This window comes from Azospirillum brasilense, from assembly GCF_022023855.1.
Taxonomy (GTDB): Bacteria; Pseudomonadota; Alphaproteobacteria; order Azospirillales; family Azospirillaceae; genus Azospirillum; species Azospirillum brasilense_F.
In genome coordinates, this window is sequence record NZ_CP059449.1 from 1407588 (window position 1) to 1432769 (window position 25182).

Annotated in this window: 17 protein-coding genes; 5 read left to right on the forward strand and 12 right to left on the reverse strand. The window is 68.0% G+C overall.

The features are described 5' to 3' along the window. Positions 1-91: 91 nt before the first annotated feature. Both zapE and H1Q64_RS06720 read right to left on the reverse strand, forming a co-directional pair. The gene (gene zapE, locus H1Q64_RS06715) at positions 92-1246 is read right to left on the reverse strand and encodes a cell division protein ZapE (protein ID WP_237902890.1); all 1155 of its coding nucleotides are present in this window, start codon (positions 1244-1246) and stop codon (positions 92-94) included. 101 nt (positions 1247-1347) lie between these two features. Further along, on the reverse strand, positions 1348-2718 hold the full coding sequence (locus H1Q64_RS06720) for a diguanylate cyclase (RefSeq protein ID WP_237902891.1): 1371 nt from the start codon (positions 2716-2718) through the stop codon (positions 1348-1350). A 247-nt stretch (positions 2719-2965) separates the two neighbouring features. On the opposite strand from H1Q64_RS06720, the gene H1Q64_RS06725 reads away from it, so the two are divergent. Next, positions 2966-5242, forward strand: coding sequence for an ATP-binding protein (locus H1Q64_RS06725; RefSeq protein ID WP_237902892.1), 2277 nt, complete (start codon positions 2966-2968; stop codon positions 5240-5242). A 128-nt stretch (positions 5243-5370) separates the two neighbouring features. On the opposite strand, the gene odhB is transcribed toward H1Q64_RS06725, so the two are convergent. From odhB to mdh, 5 genes are all read right to left on the reverse strand, one after another. Then, positions 5371-6621, reverse strand: a complete 1251-nt coding sequence (gene odhB / locus H1Q64_RS06730) for a 2-oxoglutarate dehydrogenase complex dihydrolipoyllysine-residue succinyltransferase (protein WP_237902893.1) — start codon at positions 6619-6621, stop codon at positions 5371-5373. A gap of 42 nt (positions 6622-6663) precedes the next feature. Then, positions 6664-9588: a 2-oxoglutarate dehydrogenase E1 component gene (locus tag H1Q64_RS06735; RefSeq protein WP_237902894.1), complete on the reverse strand. Its 2925-nt coding sequence runs from the start codon at positions 9586-9588 to the stop codon at positions 6664-6666. A 149-nt stretch (positions 9589-9737) separates the two neighbouring features. Then, positions 9738-10613 carry a succinate--CoA ligase subunit alpha gene (gene sucD / locus H1Q64_RS06740; protein ID WP_109469207.1) on the reverse strand — a complete coding sequence of 292 codons (876 nt, stop codon included), beginning with the start codon at positions 10611-10613 and terminating at the stop codon, positions 9738-9740. Position 10614: 1 nt separating this feature from the next. Beyond that, complete coding sequence (gene sucC, locus H1Q64_RS06745) at positions 10615-11811, reverse strand: ADP-forming succinate--CoA ligase subunit beta (protein WP_237902895.1); 1197 nt, start codon at positions 11809-11811, stop codon at positions 10615-10617. Positions 11812-12061: 250 nt separating this feature from the next. Beyond that, positions 12062-13030, reverse strand: coding sequence for a malate dehydrogenase (mdh, locus tag H1Q64_RS06750; protein ID WP_237902896.1), 969 nt, complete (start codon positions 13028-13030; stop codon positions 12062-12064). A 272-nt stretch (positions 13031-13302) separates the two neighbouring features. On the opposite strand from mdh, the gene H1Q64_RS06755 reads away from it, so the two are divergent. Next, positions 13303-13791 (forward strand): hypothetical protein, encoded by a 489-nt coding sequence (locus tag H1Q64_RS06755; RefSeq protein WP_237902897.1) that lies wholly within the window; start codon positions 13303-13305, stop codon positions 13789-13791. 30 nt (positions 13792-13821) lie between these two features. Here H1Q64_RS06755 and H1Q64_RS06760 read toward each other — a convergent pair whose 3' ends face one another. Both H1Q64_RS06760 and H1Q64_RS06765 read right to left on the reverse strand, forming a co-directional pair. Continuing rightward, a complete protein-coding gene (locus H1Q64_RS06760) occupies positions 13822-15051 on the reverse strand; it encodes a DUF2336 domain-containing protein (protein ID WP_237902898.1) in 1230 nt (409 codons plus the stop codon). Positions 15052-15659: 608 nt separating this feature from the next. Next, positions 15660-17228 (reverse strand): lysine--tRNA ligase, encoded by a 1569-nt coding sequence (locus H1Q64_RS06765; RefSeq protein ID WP_237902899.1) that lies wholly within the window; start codon positions 17226-17228, stop codon positions 15660-15662. A gap of 143 nt (positions 17229-17371) precedes the next feature. On the opposite strand from H1Q64_RS06765, the gene H1Q64_RS06770 reads away from it, so the two are divergent. Beyond that, a complete protein-coding gene (locus tag H1Q64_RS06770; RefSeq protein WP_145622824.1) occupies positions 17372-17695 on the forward strand; it encodes a DMT family transporter in 324 nt (107 codons plus the stop codon). 4 nt (positions 17696-17699) lie between these two features. On the opposite strand, the gene H1Q64_RS06775 is transcribed toward H1Q64_RS06770, so the two are convergent. Together H1Q64_RS06775 and mtgA are read right to left on the reverse strand one after the other, a co-directional pair. Then, positions 17700-18503 carry a hypothetical protein gene (locus H1Q64_RS06775; RefSeq protein WP_237902900.1) on the reverse strand — a complete coding sequence of 268 codons (804 nt, stop codon included), beginning with the start codon at positions 18501-18503 and terminating at the stop codon, positions 17700-17702. Positions 18504-18657: 154 nt separating this feature from the next. Continuing rightward, the gene (gene mtgA, locus H1Q64_RS06780; RefSeq protein ID WP_237902901.1) at positions 18658-19344 is read right to left on the reverse strand and encodes a monofunctional biosynthetic peptidoglycan transglycosylase; all 687 of its coding nucleotides are present in this window, start codon (positions 19342-19344) and stop codon (positions 18658-18660) included. A gap of 118 nt (positions 19345-19462) precedes the next feature. Here mtgA and H1Q64_RS06785 point away from each other — a divergent pair, with 118 nt between their 5' ends. Continuing rightward, on the forward strand, positions 19463-22231 hold the full coding sequence (locus tag H1Q64_RS06785) for an ATP-dependent DNA helicase (protein ID WP_237902902.1): 2769 nt from the start codon (positions 19463-19465) through the stop codon (positions 22229-22231). 25 nt (positions 22232-22256) lie between these two features. Here H1Q64_RS06785 and H1Q64_RS06790 read toward each other — a convergent pair whose 3' ends face one another. After that, positions 22257-23936 (reverse strand): methyl-accepting chemotaxis protein, encoded by a 1680-nt coding sequence (locus H1Q64_RS06790; protein WP_237902903.1) that lies wholly within the window; start codon positions 23934-23936, stop codon positions 22257-22259. Positions 23937-24687: 751 nt separating this feature from the next. On the opposite strand from H1Q64_RS06790, the gene H1Q64_RS06795 reads away from it, so the two are divergent. Then, complete coding sequence (locus H1Q64_RS06795) at positions 24688-25176, forward strand: hypothetical protein (RefSeq protein WP_237902904.1); 489 nt, start codon at positions 24688-24690, stop codon at positions 25174-25176. The last annotated feature ends 6 nt before the right edge of the window (positions 25177-25182 follow it).

The following is a 25182-nucleotide window of genomic DNA, read 5'->3' on the forward strand; positions in this document are numbered from 1 at the left end:
TTTAACATTTGGGAAATGTGTTAATCCTACACGGTCACCCTCAACCATCGTGACACCGCCGTGACACCAATGTGCGTTATTGTGTTGGTCTTCACGTCAAATGCTGCTGGCGCAGGTAGTCCTCGGACTGCATCTCCATCAGGCGGCTGACCGTGCGTTCGAATTCGAAGGCGTGGGTGCCCTCGGGGTACAGCCGCTCCGGCGGGCCTTCGGCGGCGACCACGAGGTTGACCTTGTGCTCGTAGAGCGCGTCGATCAGCGTCATGAAGCGCTTGGCCTCGTTGCGCAGCTCGTCCTTCATCGTCGGCACGCCGTGGATCAGCACGGTGTGGAAGTGCGTCGCGATGGCGATGTAGTCGGCGGCGCCCAGCGGCTTGCCGCACAGGCTCCAGAAATCCACCAGCGCGACGCATTTGGCGGCGCAGGTGATCTCCACCTTCCGGCCCTGGACCGACAAATGGGTCGGTTCGCCCCGGGCGCCGTCGGTCAGCGTCGCGAAGGTCTGGCGAATTTTGGCGTCGCTCTCCGGGCCGAGCGGCCAGAAATAGACGGGCTTGCCCTGGAGCCGGTCCAGCCGGTAGTCGGTCGGCCCTTCCAGCGCCAGAACGTCGAGCTTTTCCTTGAGCAGCGCGATGAAGGGCAGGAACAGCTCACGCTGCAGCCCGTCCTTGTAGAGCATGTCCGGCGGCCAGTTGGAGGTCGCGACCACCACCACGCCGAGGTCGAACAGGCTGGTGAACAGCCGGCCCAGGATCATCGCGTCGACGACGTTGGTGACGTGGAACTCGTCGAAGCAGAGCAGCCACGCCTCGTCGGCCAGCGCGCGGGCCAGTTCGGGCAGGGCGTCGTCGGCGTCCTTGCCCTTGCTCTTGCCCGACTGGCGGTGCTGGTGGATGCGCTCGTGCACCTCCAGCATGAACTCGTGGAAATGGACGCGACGCTTCTTCTCCACCGGAGCGGTGTCGAAGAACAGGTCCATCAGCATCGACTTGCCGCGCCCGACGCCGCCGTACATGTAGAGGCCCTGCGGCGCCTCCGCCGGTTCGGAGCGCGGGCGGCCCAGCCCGAACCGCTCCAGCCAGCCGGCCTTCGCCCCGCCGGCCTTCCCGGCCGGCTGTGGGCTGTAGCCCTTCAGCGCCTTGTGGAGGCTCTGGAGCTTCTCGGCGGCCAGTTCCTGGTCGGGGTCGGGGCGCAGCGTTCCGGTGCCGCGGCGGGCCCGGTAGAGCGAAAGCGGTCCGTCAGACATGGAATTCGCGGGTCTCGGCAGGGAAAGGTCTTACGTAGCCGATGCATCCCTGCGGGGCAACGCCCGATGCCGGGATACAGATGCGCTCAGGCGATTACCATTCAGACGATCACCACGCGGTTGCGTCCCTGGCGCTTGGCCTCGTAGAGGGCGGCGTCAGCCCGGCGGACGGTGTGTTCGTAATCCGGGTGCCCCTCGTGCAGGGCCGCTCCGATTGAGGCGGTGACCCGCAGCCCGTTCCCGGCACCGTGAAAACGGTGCTCCTCGACCGTTCGGCGCAGCTGGTCGGCCTTCACGCGCAGCGCCGCCTCGTCCATTTCGGTCAGCAGGATGAGGAACTCCTCCCCACCATAGCGGAAGACGAAATCGCCGGCCCGGACGTGGGTATGCAGCAGTTCCGCCATGTCCGACAGGACGGAGTCGCCCGCCTGATGGCCCAGCGTGTCGTTGATCGTCTTGAAATGGTCGGCGTCCATCAGCAGCACGGCGAAAGGCTTGCCGTGGCGCAGGCTGATGGCGACCTCGCGCTGGAAGATCGCCGGCATGAAGCGCCGCGTCAGCAGGCGGGTCAGCGGGTCGCGCCCGCTTTCGATCTCCATCGCCTTCTCGATGATGGTACCGAGGACGTAGGCGATCTCTGTGACGTCGTTGTTCAACTCCTTCACGAAGGCAGGGGTGATCCAGCCGCCCTCCACCGCGGCGGTCACCTTGGCGCTGATGCGGTTGGTGCGCTCGCGGATGAGGTCCAATTCGGTGACGCGGCCGAAGGTCAGCTCCGCCTTGTGGTTCAGCCACAGGCCGAAATCGGAGGATTCGATGGGCGGCGGGCTCGCGTGGTTGCTGTCCTCATGCGCGTAGAAGGATACCACCGTGTTGCGCAGCCAATCGAACAGCGACGATTTCAGCCGCTCGCCCTCCAGCGCCAGATTGGGGCCGCTCATGAACATCTTCAGGGATTGCTGGTGTCGGACGTTGCCCAGCAGGTCGCCCAGATAGGCCTCGTGCATGTTGTCCAGCACGGTGTCCAGCAACTCGCCGACGAACAGGATGGCGGAGGCGGTCTGGGTGCGGCTGAGGTCGGCGGCGAGCAGGCGGGCGGACAGCTCCTTCTTGATGATCCGCACCCCGGCGTTGACCAGCGTCAGCGGGATGTTGATGCGGGCGTGGATCAGCCCGACTTGGTAATTCTGTTCCAGCACCGCCGCGATGGCCTCGTCGGAGGAGGCGGTGAACAGCGCGCCGATCCACCGCGCCAGCGACGGGCGCAGCCGTTCCTGGACCAGCGTGTGGCTGAGGAAGGCGTTGCTGTCCGGGCGGTCCAGCAGGATCGCGTAGAAGGTGTCCGAGATCGCATCGGCGTCGGCGAGCGCGATGGCCGTCACGCGCTCGCGCACGGCGGGTTCGGTGTCCGTCCACAGCGACGACAGCGTGGCGGCAAGGATCGCGGCCTTGCGGTCTTTCTGGCTGTCCATCGTTCCTGTTCCTTTGCGCAACCGTCTCCAACCCGTCCGGATTCTTAACGCCCGGAGACCGTCAGGCAAAGCGGCAATCGCTCGTGCGACTGATCGGGTTCATTGATGCATTAAGGTTAAACTTCCATTATGGTTTTCGCGCGAGATTGGCGGTGGCCGGGGGCGGTACCGTCTTACGTTGGGCAATGCCATGCGGGCGGTCCCTCAACGGCCCTGTTGTACTGCGTGCGGAGAGTTGTTCACAGCCATGGCCAGCCGCAATCCGGTTCGCGACGCGACCTCGCCGCCCTCTGGAATGGGGCCCGCCGGACTGGGCCCCTCCGGATTGGCCCCCTCCGGATTGGGGGAGCGGCTGTTCGAGGTTCTGGGGTCGGTGCGCTTCCTGATGAGGGCGTCCGGCGTGGCCTTCATCGTCGTGGTGAACGCGATGATCGCCTACGGCGTCTGGCAGCGCCACGCCGAGGCCGTCCAGGGGGCTGAACGCTCGACCCGGAACCTCGCCCGCATCCTGGAGGAGCAGGCCGTCCGCACGGTGTTCAGCGTGGATCTGCTGCTGTCCGATCTGGTCACCGTCCTGGACACCCATCCGCAGGCCCGCACTGTGGCGGCGCCGTCGGTGAACGCCCTTCTGCGCAACCGGCGCGACGCCATCGGCCCGGTCTCCGGCTTGATCGTGGTGGACGAGCAGGGGCGCGTCCTGCACCACTCCGCCGACAGCAGCCCGCCGGCCTTCGACCTGACCAACCGGCCCTATTTCGCGGTCCACCGGGACGAGGGTGCCTCGGACGGCGGGCTTCACGTCGGCGCGCCGATTCCCAGCATGGCCTTCCCCGGGACCTATGTCATTCCGATGAGCCGTCGCTGGTCCCACCCGGACGGGAGTTTCGCCGGGGTGGTCGTCGCCATGATCAACCCGTTGCGGCTCGGGGCCGGCTTCGAAGGACTGCGGCTGGGTCTGGAGGGCACGGTCACCCTGGCGCTTGCCGATGGCACGGTGCTGATCCACCGCCCCTGGGACGAGGGCCGCCGACGCCTCGCCACCCTTGCCGACTGGCCGGAGGTCGACGCCGCGCTGCGCACACGGGACGCGGCGACGCTGGACAGCGTGCTGCCCACCGACGGGCGCCCCAGCATCGCCAGCGTCCGCCGCGTCGCCGATTATCCCTTCACCGTCGCTGCGACGTTGCCGAAGGCCGAGGCGCTGGGCGAATGGAAGCGCGACAGCGCGGTGTGGGTCGCCATGGGCCTTGCCATGTCCATGGTGATCGCCCTGCTGACCTGGTACGTGGAGCGGCAGCAGTCCCGGCGGGAGCAGGACCAGAACCGGCTGGAGCGCGCCTCCCGGCGCATCCGCGGCATCCTGGAATCCATGGTGGACGCGGTGGTCACCATCGACTCCCGCGGCATCATCGAGACCTTCAACCCCGCGGCGGAGCGCATGTTCGGCTATGCCGAGGCGGAAGTGGTGGGGCAGAGCGTCAACATCCTGCTGCCGGAAGGTTTCCGCGCCGGCCACGACCGCTCGATGGCCGAATACCGTCCGAACGCCGGATCGCGCATCATCGGCAACGACCGCGAGGTTCTGGCGCTGCGCCGCGACGGCAGCACCTTCCCGATGAATCTGGCGGTCAGCGCGCTGCGGCTGGGCGGGCCCGACGGGGAGGGTGGGCCGGAGGAGAATGGCGCGCCGCGCCGCGTCTTCGTCGGCGTCATCCGCGACGTCACCAAGCGCCGGCAGCAGGAGGCCGAGCTGCTCGCCTCAAAGAGTCAGGCGGAGATGGCCAACCGTGCCAAGTCCGACTTCCTGGCCAACATGAGCCACGAGCTGCGCACGCCGCTGAACGCCATCATCGGCTTCTCGGAAATCCTCGACAGCGAGTTCTTCGGCAAGCTGAACGAGCGCCAGAAGTCCTGCGCGAAGGACATCCACGACAGCGGCAAGCATTTGCTGGACATCGTGAACGCGGTGCTCGACATGTCGAAGATCGAGGCGGGCCGCTACGAGCTGTCCGAAGAGGTGATCGACCCCTGCGAGGCGGTGGCCCAATGCCTGACCATGGTCCGCGACCGTGCCGCCGACAGCGGGGTGGACCTGCGCAACGGCCTGTCCGGTGGCCTTCCCACCGTCTGGGTGGACCGCCGCGCGTTCAAGCAGGTGCTGCTCAACCTGCTGTCCAATGCGGTGAAGTTCACGCCGGAGGGCGGCAGCGTCACCCTGGCCGCCCGCGTCGAGGAGGACGGCGCCCTGGCCCTGTCGGTGACCGACACCGGGATCGGCATCCCGAAGGAGTTCATGGATCATCTGTTCCAGCCCTTCCGGCAGGCCGACAACTCCGCCAGCCGCCAGTTCGAGGGCACCGGGCTGGGGCTGTCGATCTCCAAGAACTTCATGGAACTGCACGGCGGTTCGCTGACCTGCGCCAGCACGCTGGGCGCCGGCACCACCATGACCCTGCGCCTGCCCGCCGAGCGGGTGGTGAAGCCGGAAGACACCGCCGCGCGGATCGCCGCCGTGCTGGTGTGATGGGCGTTCGACGGCGTGACGGCAAAAAATAAGGCGCCTTGCGGCGCCTTATTTTTCAGGTTCCGGAGGCTTTCGTCCCCGGCGGTCGGGTGCGGGAGGACGGTGCCCCCGCAGTTCCCTTGTGCGGATCAGACGTCCAGCAGCAGGCGCCGCGGGTCCTCGATGTTCTCCTTGATGCGGACGAGGAAGGTCACCGCCTCCTTGCCGTCGATGATGCGGTGGTCGTAGGACAGGGCCAGATACATCATCGGGCGGATTTCGATCTTCCCGTTCACGACGACCGGACGCTCCTGGGTCTTGTGCATGCCCAGGATGGCCGACTGCGGCGGGTTGATGATCGGGGTGGACATCAGCGAGCCGTAGACGCCGCCGTTGGAGATGGTGAAGGTGCCGCCGGTCAGCTCGTCCATCGACAGCTTGCCGTCGCGGCCCTTCTTGCCCAGCTCGCCGATCTTGCCTTCGATCTGGGCGAAGCCGAGCTTGTCGGCGTCGCGGACGATTGGAACCACCAGACCCTGCGGCGTGCCGACGGCGACGCCGATGTCGTAGTAGTTCTTGTAGACGAGGTCGGTGCCGTCGATCTCGGCGTTGACCGCCGGGATTTCCTTCAGCGCCTGGATGGCCGCCTTCACGAAGAAGGACATGAAGCCGAGACGCACCTTGTGGCGCTTCTCGAAGAAGTCCTTGTACTCGTTGCGCAGCGCCATGACGTTGGTCATGTCCACCTCGTTGAAGGTGGTCAGCATGGCGGCGCTGTTCTGGGCCTCCTTCAGACGCTCGGCGATGCGCTGGCGCAGACGGGTCATGCGGACCCGCTCCTCCTGCGCGGCGCGCGGGCGGTCGCCCGCGGTGCCGGCGGTCCACTGGTACTTCTGCGGCGCGGCGGCCGGCGCGGCGGCGGAGGCCGCGGCCGGCTTGGCGGCGTGGTCGATCACGTCGCCCTTGGTGATGCGCCCGTCCTTGCCCGTGCCGGCGATCTGCGCGGCGTCGAGGCCCTTCTCGGCGACCAGCTTGCGGGCGGCCGGGCCGGCGTCGGCCAGGGCGGCAGCGCCCGCCGGGGCCGGAGCCGCCGCCGGGGCGGCCGTCTTGGCCGGGGCGGCGGCGGGAGCCGCGGCCGGGGCCGGAGCGGCCACGGCGGCGCCGGCCTCGCCGAGGACACCCAGCAGGGCGCCGACGCCGACGTTGGCGCCGTCGGCGGCAACGATCTCCGCCAGCGTGCCGGCGGACGGGGCGTTCACCTCAAGCGTGACCTTGTCGGTCTCCAGCTCGACCAGCGCCTCGTCGGCGGCGACCGCGTCGCCGACCTTCTTCAGCCAGCGGGCAACGGTCGCCTCGGAGACGGACTCGCCCAGGGTGGGGACCTTGATTTCGGTAGCCATAAGTTCCTCTCGTACTTTCTTGTTCTACGCCTGGGCGTCGAGTCAGCGGATGACGAGCGCGTCTTCCAGAAGCTTCGCCTGCTCCTGGTTGTGACGCTTGAGCAGGCCGGTGGCCGGCGACGCGGAGGCCGGACGGCCGACATAGCTGGGGCGCGAGGCCTTGTGCTCGATCGAGGTGAGGGCGCCTTCCAGACGGCGGTCGACGAAGGTCCAGTAGCCCTGGTTCTCCGGCTCCTCCTGGCACCACACGACCTCGGCGTTCGGATAGCGGGCGAACTCCTCGGTCAGGGCGGAGCGGGGGAACGGGTAGAGCTGCTCCAACCGGACGAGCGCCACGTCCTTGATGCCGCGCGCGGTGCGCTCTTGCAGCAGGTCGTAATAGACCTTGCCGGTGCAGACGACGATGCGGCGGATCTGCTCGTTCGGCAGCAGGTCCGTCGCCGTCTCGCCGAGCACGCGGCGGAAGTTCGTGCCCTCGGCCAGTTCCGACAGGCTGGAGACGCACAGCTTGTGGCGCAGCAGCGACTTCGGCGTGAACAGCACCAGCGGCTTGCGGAAGGGCCGGCGCATCTGGCGGCGGAAGGCGTGGAACAGGTTCGCCGGGGTCGTCAGGTTGCAGATCTGCCAGTTGTCCTCGGCGGACATCTGGAGGAAGCGCTCCGGACGGGCCGAGGAGTGCTCCGGACCCTGGCCCTCGTAGCCGTGCGGCAGCAGAAGCACGAGGCCGGACATGCGCAGCCACTTCGACTCGCCCGACGAGAGGAACTGGTCGATGATGGTCTGGGCGGTGTTGGCGAAGTCGCCGAACTGCGCTTCCCACAGGGTCAGGCTGTGCGGCTCGGCCAGCGAGTAGCCGTACTCGAAGCCGACCACGGCGGCCTCGGACAGCGGGCTGTCATGCACCTCGAACGGGCCCTGGTCGGGACGCAGATGGTTCAGCGGGATGTACTTGTTCTCGGTGTTCTGGTCGTACATCACCGCATGGCGGTGCGAGAAGGTGCCGCGGCCGGAATCCTGGCCCGACAGGCGGACGCCGTTGCCCTCGACCAGCAGCGTGCCGTAGGCGAGCGCTTCCGCGGTCGCCCAGTCGATGCCCTCGCCGGTCTCCAGCGACTTCTTCTTGGCCTCGAGCTGGCGGGCGATCTTCGAGTTGATCGCGAAGTCCTTCGGGTACTCGCAGAGCTTGTTGCCGACCTCGCGCAGCACGTCGATCGCCACGCCGGTGTTGCCCTTGCGCTCGTCGTCGGTCTTCGCGGCCTCCAGGCCCGACCACTTGCCTTCCAGCCAGTCGGCCTTGTTCGGCTTGAAGGAGTTGGCGGCCTCGAACTCACCCTCCAGCTTCTTCATGAAGTCCTGGATCATCTGATCGGACTCGGCCTGGGTGAGGACGTTCTCCTCGACGAGCTGCTTGCCGTACAGCTCCCGCGTGGTGCCGTGGGCGCGGATCTTCTTGTACATCAGCGGCTGGGTGAAGCCCGGCTCGTCGCCCTCGTTGTGGCCGTGGCGGCGGTAGCAGACCATGTCGATCACCACGTCCCGCTTGAACTTCTGGCGGAACTCGGCGGCGATGCGGCTGATGTGGACGACGGACTCGGGGTCGTCGCCGTTGACGTGGAAGATCGGCGCCTGGACCATCTTCGCCATGTCCGAGCAATAGACGCCGGACCGCGAATAGGTCGGGTTCGTGGTGAAGCCGATCTGGTTGTTGATGATGAAGTGGACGGTGCCGCCGGTGCGGTAGCCGCGCAGCTCCGACAGGCCCAGCGTCTCGGCCACGATGCCCTGGCCGGCGAAGGCGGCGTCGCCGTGGATCAGAACGCCCATGACCTGCTCGCGGTCCAGGTCGTTGCGCTGCGCCTGCTTGGCGCGCACCTTCCCCAGCACGACCGGATTCACCCATTCCAGGTGGGATGGGTTGGCGGTCAGCGACAGGTGGACGATGTTGCCGTTGAAATCGCGGTCCGACGAGGTGCCGAGATGATACTTCACGTCGCCCGAGCCCTGCACGTCCTGCGGGCTGGACGGGTTGCCCTGGAACTCCGAGAAGACCGCGGCGAAGGGCTTGCCCATGAAGTTGGTCAGCATGTTCAGCCGGCCGCGGTGGGCCATGCCGACGACGACCTCCTTGAGGCCGAGCTGGCCGCCGCGCTTCAGGACCTGCTCCAGCGCGGGGATCATCGACTCGCCGCCCTCAAGGCCGAAGCGCTTGGTGCCGGTGTACTTGAGCTGGAGGAACTTCTCGAAGCCCTCGGCGGCGATCAGGCGCTCGTAGATGGCGCGCTTGCCGTTCACCGTGAATTCGGTGTGGTTGCGGCCGCCCTCGATGCGCTCCTGAATCCAGGCCTTCTCTTCCGGATCCTGGATGTGCATGAACTCGACGCCGATGTTCCCGCAGTAGGTCTTCTGCAGGATCTCCAGGATCTGGCGCAGCGACGCCGTCTCCAGGCCCAGCGAGTAGTTCAGGAAGATCGGGCGGTCCATGTCGCCCGGACCGAAGCCGTAGGTCGCCGGGTCCAGTTCCGGGTGCGGCTCACGCTTCTCGAGACCCAGCGGGTCGAAATGCGCGTTCATGTGGCCGCGCACGCGGTAGACGCGGATGAGCATCAGCGCGCGGATGCTGTCGAGCGTCGCGGCGCGCAGCTGCTGGTGGCTGATGCCGCCATAGACCTGCTGGGCGTGGGCGACGAGGCCGGCGTTGCCGTTGGTCGCGGCCGGGGCGCCGATGCTTTCCAGCGAGGCGGCGACGGGGTCGAGCGCGCCGTTGGCGAGCGTGCCCTCCTCCAGGCTCCAGGACGGGCCGTTCAGCTCGTTCAGGACGGCGCGGGAGTCGTCGTCCAGCTCCCTGAAGAAGCCGTTCCAGCTCGAATCCACCGAGGAGGGGTCCTTCAGGAAGCGCGCGTACAACTCCGCGACATATTCGGCGTTCGAGCCGAACAGGAACGAGGTCTTCTCCAGATTAGCGGACATATGTTTGCCTCGGGCGTTTGCCCGGTTCCCTCAGAGAGTTTTTTTTGCTTGTCGCTGGGACCGAGCGGCCCCCGGATCTCCGGGAGGAGACAGGGGGCCGCCGGTCCTTCGGCAGTCGGCGGGAATATGGGGTCCCGCCTACCGCTTTATCAGCCCTTGAAGACCTTCAGCATGGTGGAACCCAGGCTGGCGGGGCTGTCGGCGACGGCGATGCCGACGGACTTCATGAAGTCGATCTTGAAGTCGGCGGTGTCGTTGCCGCCGGAGATCACCGCGCCGGCATGGCCCATGCGGCGGCCCGGAGGCGCGGTGCGCCCGGCGATGAAGCCGACGACCGGCTTCTTGGTCCCGGAGTCGCGGATGAACTCCGCGCCCTTGACCTCGGCGTCGCCGCCGATCTCGCCGATCATGATAATGCCCTCGGTCTCCGGGTCCTTCAGGAACAGCTCCAGGCTGTCCACGAAGTTCGTCCCGTTGACCGGATCGCCACCGATGCCGATGCAGGTCGTCTGGCCCAGCCCCGCCGCGGTGGTCTGCGCCACCGCCTCGTAGGTCAGCGTGCCCGAGCGCGAGACGATGCCGATCTTGCCGCGCTTGTGGATGTGGCCCGGCATGATGCCGATCTTGCACTCGTCGGGCGTGATGATGCCCGGGCAGTTCGGCCCGATCAGACGGGTCTTGGAGTTGCCCAGCGCCCGCTTGACGCGCACCATGTCGAGCACCGGGATGCCCTCGGTGATGCACACCACCAGCGGGATCTCGGCGTCGATCGCCTCCAGGATGGCGTCGGCGGCGAACGGCGGCGGCACGTAGATGACGCTGGCGTTGGCGCCGGTCTTCTCGACCGCGTCGGCCACCGTGTCGAAGACCGGCAGGTCGAGGTGCTTGGTGCCGCCCTTGCCCGGCGTGACGCCGCCGACCATCTTGGTGCCGTAGGCGATCGCCTGCTCGGAATGGAAGGTGCCCTGGGCTCCGGTGAAGCCCTGGCAGATCACCTTCGTGTTCTTATCGACGAGAACAGCCATCTTACGCGGCCTCCTTCACGGCCTTGACCACCTTCTCGGCGGCGTCGGCGAGGTTGTCGGCCGACAGGATCGGCAGACCGGACTCAGCAAGGATCTTCTTGCCCAGCTCGACGTTCGTGCCTTCCAGACGGACGACCAGCGGAACGTGCAGGTGCACCTCGCGGGCGGCCGCGACCACGCCTTCGGCGATGACGTCGCAGCGCATGATGCCGCCGAAGATGTTGACCAGGATGCCTTCGACGTTCGGGTCGGAGAGGATCAGCTTGAAGGCCGCGGTGACGCGCTCCTTGGTGGCGCCGCCGCCGACATCGAGGAAGTTGGCCGGCTCGCCGCCGTACAGCTTGATGATGTCCATGGTCGCCATCGCCAGGCCGGCGCCGTTGACCATGCAGCCGATGTTGCCGTCCAGCTTGACGTAGTTGAGGCTGTGCTTGGCCGCCTCGATCTCGGCCGGGTCCTCCTCGGCCTCGTCGCGCAGCTCCTCGACGTCCTTGTGGCGGAACAGGGCATTGTCGTCGAAGCTCATCTTGGCGTCGAGCGCCAGGATCTCGCCCGAGCCGGTGACGATCAGCGGGTTGATCTCGACGATCGCGCAGTCCAGGTCAACGAAGGCCTGGTAGGCGGCGACGATGAACTTGGCGGCGGCGGAGACCTGCTTGCCCTCGAGGCCGAGCGCGAAGGCGACCTTGCGGGTGTGGTAGCCCTGGATGCCGGTGGCCGGGTCGATGGCGACCTTGACGATCTTCTCCGGCGTGTTGTGGGCGACCTCCTCGATCTCCATGCCGCCTTCGGTGGACGCCATGATGGTGACGCGGCCGGTGGCGCGGTCGGTCAGCATGCCGAGATACAGCTCGCGCTTGATGTCGGCGCCTTCTTCGACGTAGAGGCGCTTGACCTCGCGGCCTTCCGCACCGGTCTGCTTGGTGACCAGCACGTGGTTCAGCATCTCGGCGGCGTTCTTGCCGACCTCCTCGATGGACTTGACGACGCGGACGCCGCCCTTGCCCTCGGGGTTGTCCTTGAAGCGGCCGGCGCCGCGGCCGCCCGCATGGATCTGCGACTTCACGACCCACACCGGGCCGCCCAGCTCGCGGGCGACGGTCTCGGCTTCCTGCGGGGTGTAGGCGACGCCGCCGCGGGGCACCGCGACGCCGTACTTCTTCAGCAGGCCTTTGGCCTGATACTCATGGATGTTCATCGGGCGTCCATCTGTTTTTATGGTCGGCTGACAGAGTGTGGTCGGCTGACGATGGGCGAAGATCGGGCAGGCGTTTCCTGCTGGCGGACGCGCCAGGGCGCAAGTCTTCGTGAGAACGAGTCCTTCAGGAAGCCTTACGCCGGCTGGCGCGAACGTCCGCGGTCACTGTACCACCCGGCGCGGACGGTTCAACCGTCCGCGCCGGGGCGACAAGGCCGCAGGCCGTCGCGCAGGCAAAAAACAGGCCGCCTTAAGAGGCGGCCTTCTCAGCCTGCTGCTTCTTGACCACCTCGACGAGCTGCTTCACAGCGTCGACCGAGTGATCGAACATCTTCTTCTCTTCCGCGGAGAGTTCGATCTCGATGATCTTCTCGACGCCACCGGCGCCGATGATCGTCGGGACGCCGACGTAGAGGTCGTTCTGGCCGTACTGGCCGGTCAGGTAGGCGGCGACCGGAACAACGCGCTTCTGGTCCTTCAGGTAGGACTCGGCCATCTGGATGGCGGACGCGGCCGGGGCGTAGAAGGCCGAGCCGGTCTTCAGGAGCTTGACGATTTCCGCACCGCCGTCGCGGGTGCGCTGCACGATGGCGTCCAGCTTCTCCTGCGTGGTCCAGCCCATCTTGACCAGATCCGGCAGCGGGATGCCGGCGACGGTCGAGTAGCGGACGAGCGGGACCATGGTGTCGCCGTGGCCACCCAGCACGAAGGCGGTGACGTCCTCGACCGACACCTTGAACTCGTCGGCCAGGAAGTAGCGGAAGCGGGCCGAGTCGAGCACGCCGGCCATGCCGACGACACGCTCCGGCGGGAGGCCGGAGGCCTGCTGGAGCACCCAAACCATCACGTCCAGCGGGTTCGTGATGACGATGACGAAGGCGTTCGGGGCGTACTTCTTGATGTTCTCGCCGACGGTCTGGCAGACGCCGGTGTTGATGCCGATCAGGTCGTCGCGGCTCATGCCCGGCTTGCGCGGCACGCCGGCGGTGACGATCACGACGTCGGCGCCTTCGATGACCGAGTAGTCGTTGCCGCCGCTGAGCTTGGCGTTGAAGCCTTCGACCGGCGAGGTCTCAGCCAGGTCGAGGGCCTTGCCCTCCGGCATGCCTTCCGCGATGTCGAACAGGACGACGTCGCCGAGTTCCTTCTGGGCAGCGAGCAGAGCCAGCGTGCCGCCAATCTGGCCGGCGCCGACGAGCGCAATCTTCTTGCGAGCCATGGAGCGTTTCCCTAAGCGTGAGCGTCCCCCATTCAGCGGAGGACAGAACCGATTGAGTGTAGCGTCCTAGGGGTCCAGCGCCCTGAGATTTCGAGGGCGGTTCCTAGCGCGATTCCGGCCCGAGGGCAAGCGTGACCGCAAGCACGGGGCGCGGAACTGTGCAATCGATTACGGCGAATGGCCGCAACGGCAAACAGGAATTTGGTGTTGCGGGTGCGGCGCACTATTCTTTGGATAGGTTTTCAAGGCCGTTTGGGATGGGGGGAAGAACCATGATTCGCTTTGCACCGGCATTTTGCCTGACCGTAACGCTGGCCCTGGGGAGCGGCGGCGCGGCCTTGGGACAAACCGTCGCAGATTATGAGACCGCACTGGCCAAGGCTCCATTGGCCAGTGCGCCGCCGGGCGAGGCGGCGGCCGGCGCTCCAGTGAATACCCCGTCGGCCACCGACATCCTGTATTGCCGGCCCGTGTCGAACTATGTGTACACCTCCGTCCCGCCAGGGGAGCGCAGCGGCATCGTGGTGCCCTTGGTGGCCTTCGACGGGCCGAGCGACCCGGCGACCCTGCGCAAGCGCGCCCTATGCGAGGATGTGCGCCGGATGGCGGTGATCCAGTTCGATTCCGGGTCGGGCGAGGAGATCGTCACCCCACCGCAACTGATCGACACCGATCCGTCGCGCCCGCTGTATCAGAACGATCCGACGCTGGCCCCCGACACGCGGCGTGCCCCGGCGCGCCGGCCGCTGGAGATCCAGTAAGGGAAATAACGTGGACAGCGCTCCACGGCGTCAGGAACGGACGCCGTAGAGCGCGAGGTGGCGGGTCATGTCCGCCGCGGGCAGCGGGTAGTCGGTGCCCTGGCGGGCGTTCAGCACGGCGCGCGGCGGGATACCGGCGGCACGGACCTGCACCCGCATGGCGCAGCGCATCGAGTAGCCCGCGCGCCAGACCAGGGCGGTGACGGCGCGGGCATCGCCGGAGCGCAGGATGTCGTCCACGATTCCCGGATGGACGGCGGCGCGCAGGGCCAGGGCGGCGCGGACGAAGTCCGTTTCCTCCCAGGACAGGGCGTCGCCGAGCGCCGTCTCGTCCAAGGCGCCCTGCCGGTGCAGACGGACGGCGCGACGCCCCGGCGACTCGGCGGGATCGCGCCCTTCGACCCAGGCGACGCGGCGGCGGGTCACGGCGGCGACCTCCGCCGCGGTTACCGCGTCCAGATCGGTGCGGCGGCGCAGCAGGTCGGCCACCGAGTCGTCGACGAACTCCGCCAGCCGCAGGGCCAGCCGTTGCGACAGGGCGGGGCGGCCGGCCAGCTTGGCCTGCCAATCCGGATGGCCGCCCGAACGCTCCACCAGATCCTCCAGCCGGTCTTCGGGGATGACCGCGCCGTCGTTGTCCAGCAGGACGCCCGTGGCCTCCGCATCGCCGGTGTCGACGATGGCGCAGGACAGCGGCTCGCTGACCGCCGGCCGCCGTGCGATGGCCGACAGCGCCCAGCCCGCGGGGGGACTGGCGATGATCTCCAGCAGGTCCTCGTCGGTCAGGCTGGTGCAGCAATGCAGGATTGGCTCCGCCACGGAGCGTTCGACGTCGCGGGCCAGCGTGCGCGCCACGGCGGGCGGAGCGCAGGCGACGTCCTTCAAAGCCCCGGCCAGCGCCGTCCGCACATGGGCCGCATGATCGCGGGCCAGCCGCTCCAACGTGCGCAGGGCGGTGGCGGTGGCCTTGTCTTGGCGGTCCGGGGGCAGGTCGGGCAGCAGCCGGCACAGCTTGCGCGCCAAATGCGCGCGAACCCCGGTATCGCCCATCCCGGCCCGCCGCGATTCGACCAGCGCCGTGCCAACGCGGCGGCGCGCCGGTTCCAGCACAGGAGGAGCGGGGGGAGAATCGTCGAACAGATAGCCGAGCAAGTCCGGGTCCACCCCGTCGTCCGCGGAGGGGTGGACCCGCGGCGCCGAGCGGGCCGCGCCGGGACGGTGGTCCCCGTGATCGGAGGGTGGGGCCTGACGTGGCTGCATCCGGATATCCAACGACGGGCCGGTTAACGGGCCGCTAATGGGGCCGAACTTGTCACCGGCGTCCGCTGTGCGCAACTATACCCTGCGCCGCCAATCCTGCCATCGGTTGATGCTGTCAAAGCGTCGAAAAGCGAAGGTTGAAAAGAAAAAGGGCCGCAACCCCGATGGGGCGCGGCCTTGAAGAGTTTAGGGAGGAAACGCACTGCAAAAGCAGTAACGGGGCAGATCATAGGCTTCGACCTTGGCGGATGGTAATACCAAGTTGGTATTGGTGCGGTGCGGTATGCGCATGGCGATGCGGGAATAAAATGTTGTTTGCCCAGCGGGTGGGCAGGATTTCGACCGTTTGCACACATTCGAGCCGAACGGGCGGATGATGGAAACGCAAACGATCGGATTGGGAATATTGTTTGTGACCGGAACTATGGCGGGTGAAGTCTCGTCGAATGCTGAGCGACATCCATCCGGGCATGCCCTTGGGCGCCACCTTCCTTGAAGGCGGTTTGCATGCTGGGCGGATTGTTCGTGAGGCTTGCCGGTCCGCTGGGAAAACCCTCCCCTGCGGCGGGCCGCGGCGCGGGGGAGGGGAAAAGGCCGATGGACGGTGCTCAGGCGGCCAGCTTCTCGCGGATCAGCGCCTTGGTCTCGTCCAGGCCGTAGAGCTGGATGAAGGAGCCCATGCGGGGGCCGGTGGTCTGGCCGAGCAGAACTTCGTAGAGCGCCTGGAACCAGGCGCGCAGCTCGGTGAAGCCGTGCTCCTTGCCGACGGCGAAGACCTCGTTCTGGATGACGTCACCCGCCGCGTCGGCGGGGATGGTGTCCAGACGCTTCAGCAGGTCCTCCAGCGCGGCGCGCTCGGCGTCGGTGGGGGCGCGGAAGCGTTTCGTCGGCTTCACCTGATCCTGGTAGTAGCGAACGGCGTAGCCGACCAGCTTGTCCAGGAAGGGGCTATTCTCCGGCGTCGCCTCGGGCGCGTAGCGGCTGATGAAGCCCCACATCACGTCCTTGGTCTCGGCGTTCGCCGCCCCGGCGAGGTTCAGCAGCAGGTTGAAGGACACGTCCGAGCGCACCGCCGGCGCCGTGCCGTTGTGGATGTGCCAAGCCGGGTTCTCCAGCGCCTTGGCCGGCTCCTCCACCGGCAGCTTGGCGACGAAGGCCAGATACTCGTCCACCGCTCGCGGGATCACGTCGAAGTAGAGGCGCTTGGCCGACTTCGGCTTCTGGAACATGTAGAGGGCGAGGCTCTCCGGCGGGGCGTAGGCCAGCCACTCCTCCATGGTCAGGCCGTTGCCCTTGGACTTGGAGATCTTCTGGCCCTTGTCGTCGAGGAACAGCTCGTAATTGAAGCCCTGCGGCGGGGTGCCGCCGAGGATGTTGACGATCTTCCCGGCCAGCTCGGCCGACGGGATCAGGTCCTTGCCGTACATCTCGTAATCGACGCCCAGCGCGTACCAGCGCATGCCCCAGTCGGGCTTCCACTGGAGCTTCACATGGCCGCCGGTGACGGGGACCTCGACCTTCTTTCCGTCCTCGTCCTGGAAGACGATGGTGCCGGCGTCCACGTCGCGCTCCAGCACCGGGACCTGCAGCACGCGCCCCGTGGAGGGGGAGACGGGCAGGAACGGGCTGTAGGTCTGCTGGCGCTCCTCGCCCAACGTCGGCAGCATGACGGCCATGATCTCGTCATAGCGCCGCAGCACGCCGAGCAGCGCCTCGTCGAAGCGGCCCGACTTGTACCAGTCGGTGGAGGACTGGAACTCGTACTCGAAGCCGAAGCTGTCGAGGAAGGCGCGCAGGCGTGCGTTGTTGTGCGCGCCGAAGCTGTCGTGCGTGCCGAACGGGTCGGGGACCTGGGTCAACGGCTTGCCGAGGCTGGCGGCGACCAGCTCCTTGTTCGGGATGTTGTCCGGGACCTTGCGCAGCCCGTCCATGTCGTCGGAGAAGCAGAAGAGCTTCGTCGGGATGTCGCTCATCCGCTGGAAGGCTTGGCGGACCATGGTGGTGCGCGCCACCTCGCCGAAGGTGCCGATGTGCGGCAGGCCCGACGGACCGTAGCCGGTCTCGAACAGGACGTAGCCTTTGGCCGGCGGCTCTTTCGCGAAGCGCGCGACCAGTTTGCGCGCCTCCTCGAACGGCCACGCCTTCGCCTGCAACGCCAATTCCCGCTCGCCGGTCATGGTAGAGCCCCTTCAAAACTCGACGGATATGTAGAAAGGCAGCGACCCTAGGGCGGACCGCGCCGTCCGTCAACGGGCGCCGCGCTTGTCCGCACCGCGGTTCGGGCGCATTTCTGGATGTGGATCACCCGCCGAGGACCCGCATGAGCTGGCTGTTTCTGTCCGTCGCCATCGCCTTCGAGATCGTGGGCACCGTCGCCATGAAGATGTCCGACGGCATGACCCGCCTGTGGCCCAGCCTGGCGGTGGTGGCCTGTTATCTGGTGGCCTTCGCGATGCTGGCCCAGGCGCTGCGCGAGATCGAGGTCGGCGTGGCCTACGCCATCTGGTCGGCGGTCGGCACCGCGGCTATCGCGGCGATCGGGGTGTGGGTGTTCGGCGAGTCGCTCAGTTTCCTGAAGCTGGCCGGGATTCTGCTGATCGTCGCGGGGGTGGTCAGCCTCCGCATGTCGGGGGGCGGGGCGTAGGCCCTCATGCCCGGATGTCGAGCGACGGACCAGGGCCGGCCGCCACCACCGGCACGCCGTCGCGGAACAGAGGCATGTCCTTCAGATCCTTGACATAGCCGCCGGTGGCGACGGCCTCGGGCGACTTGTCCTTGAGACGATCCATCGCGCCCTTGATCATGGCGACCAGCGGGCTCTCGCTGTCGAGATCGTCCGGTTCCCGGTCGCTGCTCCGCATCGTCTGCTCATAGCCGAACTGGTTGGCGGCGCGTTGGACCGCCCAGTTGGCCGATGCCTTCTCTTCGTCGCTGACGCCCTCCAGGAAGGCGACGCCGGCCCGGAAGCGGGCGGCGTGATCGTTGCCCGTCGGGTCCGCGGCCATCATGGCCTGCCCCTGCTGCTGCGACATGATCGATTGGGCGGTGTCCTGCTCGTCCTTGGAAAAGCTGCCGTCGCTGTTGCTGGCGATGGCGAAGAGGGAGCGGCGGTCGAGCCCGCCATAGACGGTGTCCCAGCTTTCCTGGGTGGCGTGCATGTAGTCCATCGGCTTGCCGTTCGCGGCCAGCTCCGCGTACTTGGCGTCGATGGCCGCCCGCGCGTCCTTGGCGACGGTCGCGAAATCCTTCTTGCCCGCGGTCTGGGGTGCCGTCTGGGTCACCAGGGATGCCTGGGCCGTCTCCGACAGCGTGACGACGGCCGCCGCATCGCGCGCGCTTGCGGAGCCGCCGGCCGTATCTTTAGTTCCCGCCGCCTTGGAAGCGGACGGTGTCGTCGCGAACAAGGTGGTCGGCTGCCGAGCCGCACCCACCGATGGCTCCATGACGTTCATCAGGCGGCCCTCCCGTTGCCGAGGCTTGCCAATGACGGAGCGTGTCGGCGCGCCGGACCACTCCGAGCCCATGCAGGGCAATCGGGGCAACTTACCACCGGCTGTATTGATGGTCGATTAACAAGTTTTCAGGTTGAGTGGGGCTTGTCGGGACTTAACGCGCGCAATCGGCCAGCCCGTCCCGCTCCACCACCGCCATGCGCCGTTCGATGACCGCCGCCCGCCGCGCCACGTAGGCGCCGGGCGGGTTCGGGGACCAGTTGCGCGGATTGGGCAGGACGACGGCCAGCAGCGCGGCCTCGCGGCGGGTCAGGGCCGACGCCGGCTTCTTGAAATGGTGGCGGGCGGCGGCTTCGGCGCCGTAGACGCCGTCGTCCCACTCCACGCTGTTCAGATAGACCTCCAGGATGCGGCTCTTCGGCCACAGCGTCTCGATCAGCAGGGTGAACCACGCCTCCACCCCCTTGCGGGTCCAGCTGCGGTCCGGCCAGAGGAAGGCGTTCTTGGCGGTCTGCTGGCTGATCGTGCTGCCGCCGCGCAGGCGCCGGCCCTCCTCGTTGTCCTCGAAGGCGCCCTCGATGGCCGCCCAGTCGAAGCCGCCATGGCCGCAGAACAGCGTGTCCTCCGACGCGATGACGGCGCGGGCGAGGTGGGGAGAAATTTGCGACATGGGCACCCAGTCGTGCTCCAGCCCGGACCCTCCGGCGGCGCGGATCAGCATCAGCGGCGTGGCCGGCACCGGCACCACGCGGTAGAGCGCCACCCAGCCGATGCTGAAGGCCACCAGCGCGACGGCCAGGGCCATCAGGAGTCTCAGCAGACGCCGGACCGGAAACCGCATGCGCTCGACCTCTCCTCTGTGACGCTCAAGGACGGGGGAGCACTTTCGAGGGGGCGGGCCGATCGGTCAACACGGGTTTGCTCGCATTGCGGCGACGGGGACCACTATACTGCGCGCCATGGATCTGACCTCGGCGCCCTCCCTCCCGTCCTTCAGCCTCGATGACGCGCCGGCACTGGTCGCCGGCGCGCGGCGCGTGGTTCTGCTGACCGGCGACGGCGAGGTCGAGGAACTGCCGCCCGCCGCTGCGGCGAAGCGGGCGCGCCGCCAGCCGCCGCTGGTCTGCCACGCGCGGGCGATGGCGCGGCGGCTGGGGACCGAGCCCTTCGCCGCCTTCGACCTGCTGGAGCTGTTCGCCTTCGTCCTGCCCGCCCGCTTCTGCGTGCCGACCCCGCGCGGTCTGGCCGAGGCGCTGGACCTGCCGATCCCCGACGGGCTGGAGGACGACGCGCTGGCCCTTCACCGGGCGGTGCGCAAGCTGCTTGGCCTGCTGGGATCGCCGGGGCGCGAGGAAGCCTCCGACCCCGTGGCCTTCGCCTGGGAGATGGGACGCGCCGGCTGGCTGTGGGCGCCCGCCGTTCTGGCCGCCCTGGGCAAGCCGGACGGGCCGGAGAAGGGGGCCGGCCGCGCCGGCCTGCGCGTCTGGACCCGCATCAAGGAATGGCAGGACGGCCCGCCCGAGCCGCCGCCCGCCCATCATCCGGTGGAGCCGGACGAGGCGCGGCGCCGGCTGTCGGTGATGCTGTCGGCCAGCGTGCCCGGCAAGGTGGCCGAGCCGCGTCCGCAGCAGGCCGACTACGCCAGCGCGGTGTCCGCCGCCTTCGCCCCGCGCCCCGCGCCCGACACGCCGAACGTCGTGCTGGCGGAGGCCGGAACGGGCGTCGGCAAGACGCTCGGCTATCTGGCGCCGGCCACAGTGTGGGCGGAGAAGAACGGCGGCACGGTGTGGATCTCGACCTACACCCGCAACCTCCAGCACCAGATCGACGCGGAGCTGGACCGCCTCTACCCCGAGCCGGCGACCAAGGCGCGCAAGGTCGTGCTGCGCAAAGGCCGGGAAAACTACCTGTGCCTGCTGAACCTGGAGGAGGCCGTCCGCGGCATGCCGATGCAGCCCCACCACGCCATTGGGGTGGGGCTGATGGCGCGCTGGGCGGCGGCGACGCGCGACGGCGACCTGACCGGCGGCGATTTTCCCGGCTGGCTGGTCGACATCGCCGGGCGCGGGCGAACGCTGGGCCTCGCCGACCGGCGGGGCGAGTGCATCTATTCCGCCTGCGACCATTACGCCCGCTGCTACATCGAGAAGAGCGTGCGCCGCGCCCGCAAGGCTGACGTGGTGATCGCCAACCACGCGCTGGTCATGGTGCAGGCGGCGCTCGGCGGCGGCGAGGAGCCGACGCTGCCCACCCGCTACGTCTTCGACGAGGGGCACCATGTCTTCGACGCGGCGGACAGCGCCTTCGCCGGGCATCTGACCGGGCGCGAGACCCAGGAGCTGCGGCGCTGGCTGCTGGGGGCCGAGGAGACGGGGCGCAGCCGCGCCCGCGGGCTGAAGCGCCGCATCGAGGATCTGGTCGCCAGCGACGAACAGGCGCAGGAGCTCATGGACGCGGTGATGCTGGGCGCCCGCGTCCTGCCGGCGGAGGGTTGGGCGGCGCGGCTGTCCGCCGACAACCCGCAGGGGCCGACCGAAGCCTTTCTGCTCGCCGCGCGGCGTCAGGTCTATTCCCGCACGGCGGGGCAAGGCGGTCCCTACAGCCTGGAGGCCGACAAGGCCTATCCGGTGGACGGGCTGCTCGACGCCGCGGAGGCGCTGGAGGCGGCGCTGGTCCGGCTGGCGGAACCGCTGGCCGGGCTGGCCAAGCGGCTGGCGGCAAGGCTGGAGGACGAGACGGCGGAACTGGACAGCGACCAGCGGCGGCGCATCGACGCCATGGCGCGCAGCCTGACCCGGCGCGGCGTGCTGACGGTCGAGGCGTGGCGGGCCATGCTGAAGACCCTGCCGGTGGAAACCCCGGCGCAGTTCGTGGACTGGTTCGCGGTGGAGCGGATCGACGGGCGCGACGTGGATGTCGGGCTCTACCGCCACTGGATCGACCCGACCGTTCCCTTCGCCGAGGCGCTGGCCGGGCCGGCGCATGGGATGGTGGTGACCTCCGCCACGCTGACCGACGGCACCGGCGACACCGCCATGGACTGGCAGGCCGCGGAGGACCGCTGCGGCGCCAGCCATCTGCCGAAGCCGGCGCTGCGCGCCCAGGTGCCCTCACCCTTCGACTATCCCAACCGCACGCGGGTGATGGTGGTCACCGACGTGCGCAAGGACGATCTGGGACAGGTGGCGTCGGCCTACCGCACGCTGTTCCAGGCGGCGGGGGGCGGGGGTTTGGGGCTGTTCACCGCGATCAGCCGGCTGCGCGCCGTCTACGACCGCATCGTCGAGCCGCTGGACGCCACCGGCGTCCCGCTCTACGCCCAGCATGTCGACCCGCTGGACGTGGCGACCCTGATCGACATCTTCCGGGGGGAGGAGCACGCCTGCCTGCTCGGCACCGACGCGGTGCGCGACGGGGTGGACGTGCCGGGCCGCTCGCTGCGGCTGATCGTCTTCGACCGGGTGCCCTGGCCGCGCCCCGACATCCTGCACCGCGCCCGGCGCGACGCCTTCGGGCGGCGGCGCTACGAGGACATGATCGCGCGGTTGCGGCTGAAGCAGGCCTTCGGCCGGCTGGTGCGGCGGGCCGACGACACCGGGGTGTTCGTTCTGCTCGACCCGATGATGCCGAGCCGCCTGTTCGGCGCCTTCCCCGAGGGTGTGGAGGTCCGCCGCGTCGGCATCAAGGAGGCGGTGGAGGCGACGGCGGAATTCCTGCGGGGCTGGTGAGACCCCGCAGGAACCGGACAGCGCCTCAGGCGGCGCGGATCGCCGCCAGGAAGCTCTCCACGTCGCGACGCAGGTTCTCCGCCTGCGAGGCCAACCCGCCGGCCGCACCCAGCACCTGATGGGCGGCGGCCCCGGTGGTGCCGGCGGCCTCGGTCACCTGGGCGATGTTGCTGGACACCTCGCGCGTGCCGATCGCCGCCTGCTGGACGTTGCGGGAGATCTCGTTGGTCGCCGCGGCCTGCTCCTCGATCGCGGCGGCGATGGAGGTGGAGATCTCGTTGATCGCCGCGATGGTGCGGCCGATCCCCTCGATGGCGCCGACCGAGCCGGCGGTGGCCTCCTGGATCGCCTGGATCTGCGAGGCGATCTCGTCCGTCGCGCGGGCGGTCTGGTTGGCGAGCTGCTTCACCTCCGACGCCACGACGGCGAAGCCCTTGCCGGCCTCGCCCGCGCGGGCCGCCTCGATGGTGGCGTTGAGCGCCAGCAGGTTGGTCTGGCCGGCGATGTTGGTGATGAGCTGCACCACGGCGCCGATGCGGTGCGCGGCGTCGGCCAGCCCGCGCACGGAGTCGGTGGTGCGCCCGGCCTCCTGCACCGCCTGTCCGGCGATGCCGGTGGAGCGGGTGACCTGCGAGCCGATCTCCCCGATGGAGCTGGACATCTCCTCCGCGGCGCTGGCGACCGTCTGCACGTTGGCGCTGGTCTGCTCCGCGGCGGCGGCGGCGTTGGCCGCCTGGTCGTTGGTCTGGCGGGCGGTGGCCGCCATGCTCTGGGCGGTGGTGTCCAGCTCGGTCGCGGCGGCGGCGACGTTGCGCAGCGCGTCGGCGACCTGCTCCTCGAAGGAGGCGATCAGCCGTTCGACCGCCTCGGTCCGGCGCAGCTTGGCGGCCTGGTCGGCGGCTTGGTCGGCGGCCAGCCGCTCGGCCTCGATCATCCCGTCCTTGAAGACCTGGACCGCGGTGGCCATGGCGCCGATCTCGTCGCCCCGGTTGGCGAAGAGAATCGCCGTCGTCTTGTCGCCACCGGCCAGCCGGCGCATCGCTTCGGTCATCGCGCCGATCGGCGAGGAGACCCCGCGGATCATCATCAGCGCACCGCCCAGGCAGACGGCGATGCCGATGAGCAGCGCGACGATGAGCATCGTGCTGGACTGGGCGTAGACGGCGTCTGCGTCGTCGCTCGCCTTGGCGGCCCCGCGGTTGTTGTGGTCGATCATGGCGTCGAGAGTCCGCCCGACCTCCTGGAAGCCCTTGTCGGCCGCGTCGCGGAACAGGGCGTTGGCGGCGGAATTCTCGTTGCGCCGCGACAGGGCGGTGATCTGACGCTGCAACGTCAAATACTGCGCCCACTGCTGCTCGAACTGGGCGAACAACCCGCGCCCTTCGGCGGTGCGTAGCGTTGCCTCGTAGGTCCGGCGGGCGTTGGCGATGCTGGCTTCCATCTCGTCCATCCTCTTCTCCGCCGCGGCCATTTCCGGCTCGCTGGTGCTGAGGATGTGGGCGCTTTGCAGGATGCGGAAGTTCGACACCGCGTCGTTCACGGTGTTGACCTGCACGACCCGCGGCATCCAAAAGGTGGCGATCTCCGTCGAGCTGTCGTTAACCACCGACAGGCGGTTGATTCCGAGGGTTCCAATTCCAGCGAGAAGCAGGGATAGAAATGCAAAAACGGCGAAGGTTTTTGTTCTGACGCTGATGTCATTCATGGTTTGTTTTTCTCTTTTCTGTCGTGAAGGTGATCGGTTTCCTCGCGCTTTCACCAAAGGAGGATTTTGTATTTTTGTTTTTCTTCGTTGAAAACGATCAATTTCGCAATGAACCGGTTGCGGCAAAATTGTTCATTGTGTGACAGTGGAGGGATGCCTCACATGCTTCCGCACGCCCGGCCGCATGGGCGCGCGGATGGGCAATGCAAAAGCTTACATGTTCTGCGATAAGTTGAAGGATTGGTCGGTGGCCAAGGGGCGGCCATGCGGAGAGATTCGTGGGACGCTTCCGAAGACGTTGGTCCGGAAGAAACTGGCGTCCCACAGTCATCATGGCCGCCTTGTTCCCGCGAGCGGTGAAGGAGACTTCGCTACTCTACCGGTGCAGAACCTGGACGCCCTTCGGGGCACACGGTTTCTAGTGTCGCGTGCGGGCCTTGGCCGGCGGCCCCGCGGAGCCTGGACCGAAGGCGGAATAAATGGAGCGCACACCGAGAATGGCCATGTCGTATCCATGCGTAAAAGTGCTGCGCACCGCGTATCCCAGCGTTTTCTACACGACAATACGTATCGTCGCAACATGAGAAAACGTGCAACCGACGATTGGCCTCGTCGCGAGCGGGGCGCCGTGGGAAGCAAATTCACCGTGGAAATGGAGGATTCCTCTCCAGGCCTGGGAGAAACCGGCATGGTGCAGCTTGGGGATCGACTCAAGACCGTGCGCGAATTTCTCGGTGAGACACAGAAAACAATGTCTCGCCGGTTCCGTCTCGGGGAGAACACGTGGCAGTCTTACGAGTTGAACGGCAAGCTGCCGAAGGGAGAGACCCTGTCGGAATTGGCCGCCCTCGGCATCGACATGAACTGGCTGCTGACCGGCCGGGGCAGCATGCGGACGGTGGCCGGCCGCCTGGAGTCCGGCGACGGCGCCCTTCCGCTTCCGCCGCGGGAGGCTGCCCTTCCGCGGCCGGTGCTTGACCTCGCGCTGTTGAGCGAGGCGATCGCCCTTGTGGAGCAGGGACTGGCCGACCGGGGTCGGCGCCTGTCGCCCCGCGCCAAGGGCAATCTGGTGGCGGCCCTGTATGGTCTGGCGGCGGTGGGGGAGGACGGCGGAGGGAGCGGCTCCCGTCCGCCGTGCGTCAGCCCGTCCGCCGCGGCGCATCTGCTCTGGCTCGCCTTGCAGATGGACGACGCTGTGCCGCCGGTGGGGGAGGGTGACGGGGCGGTTCGGTCGCCCTGACGGCCG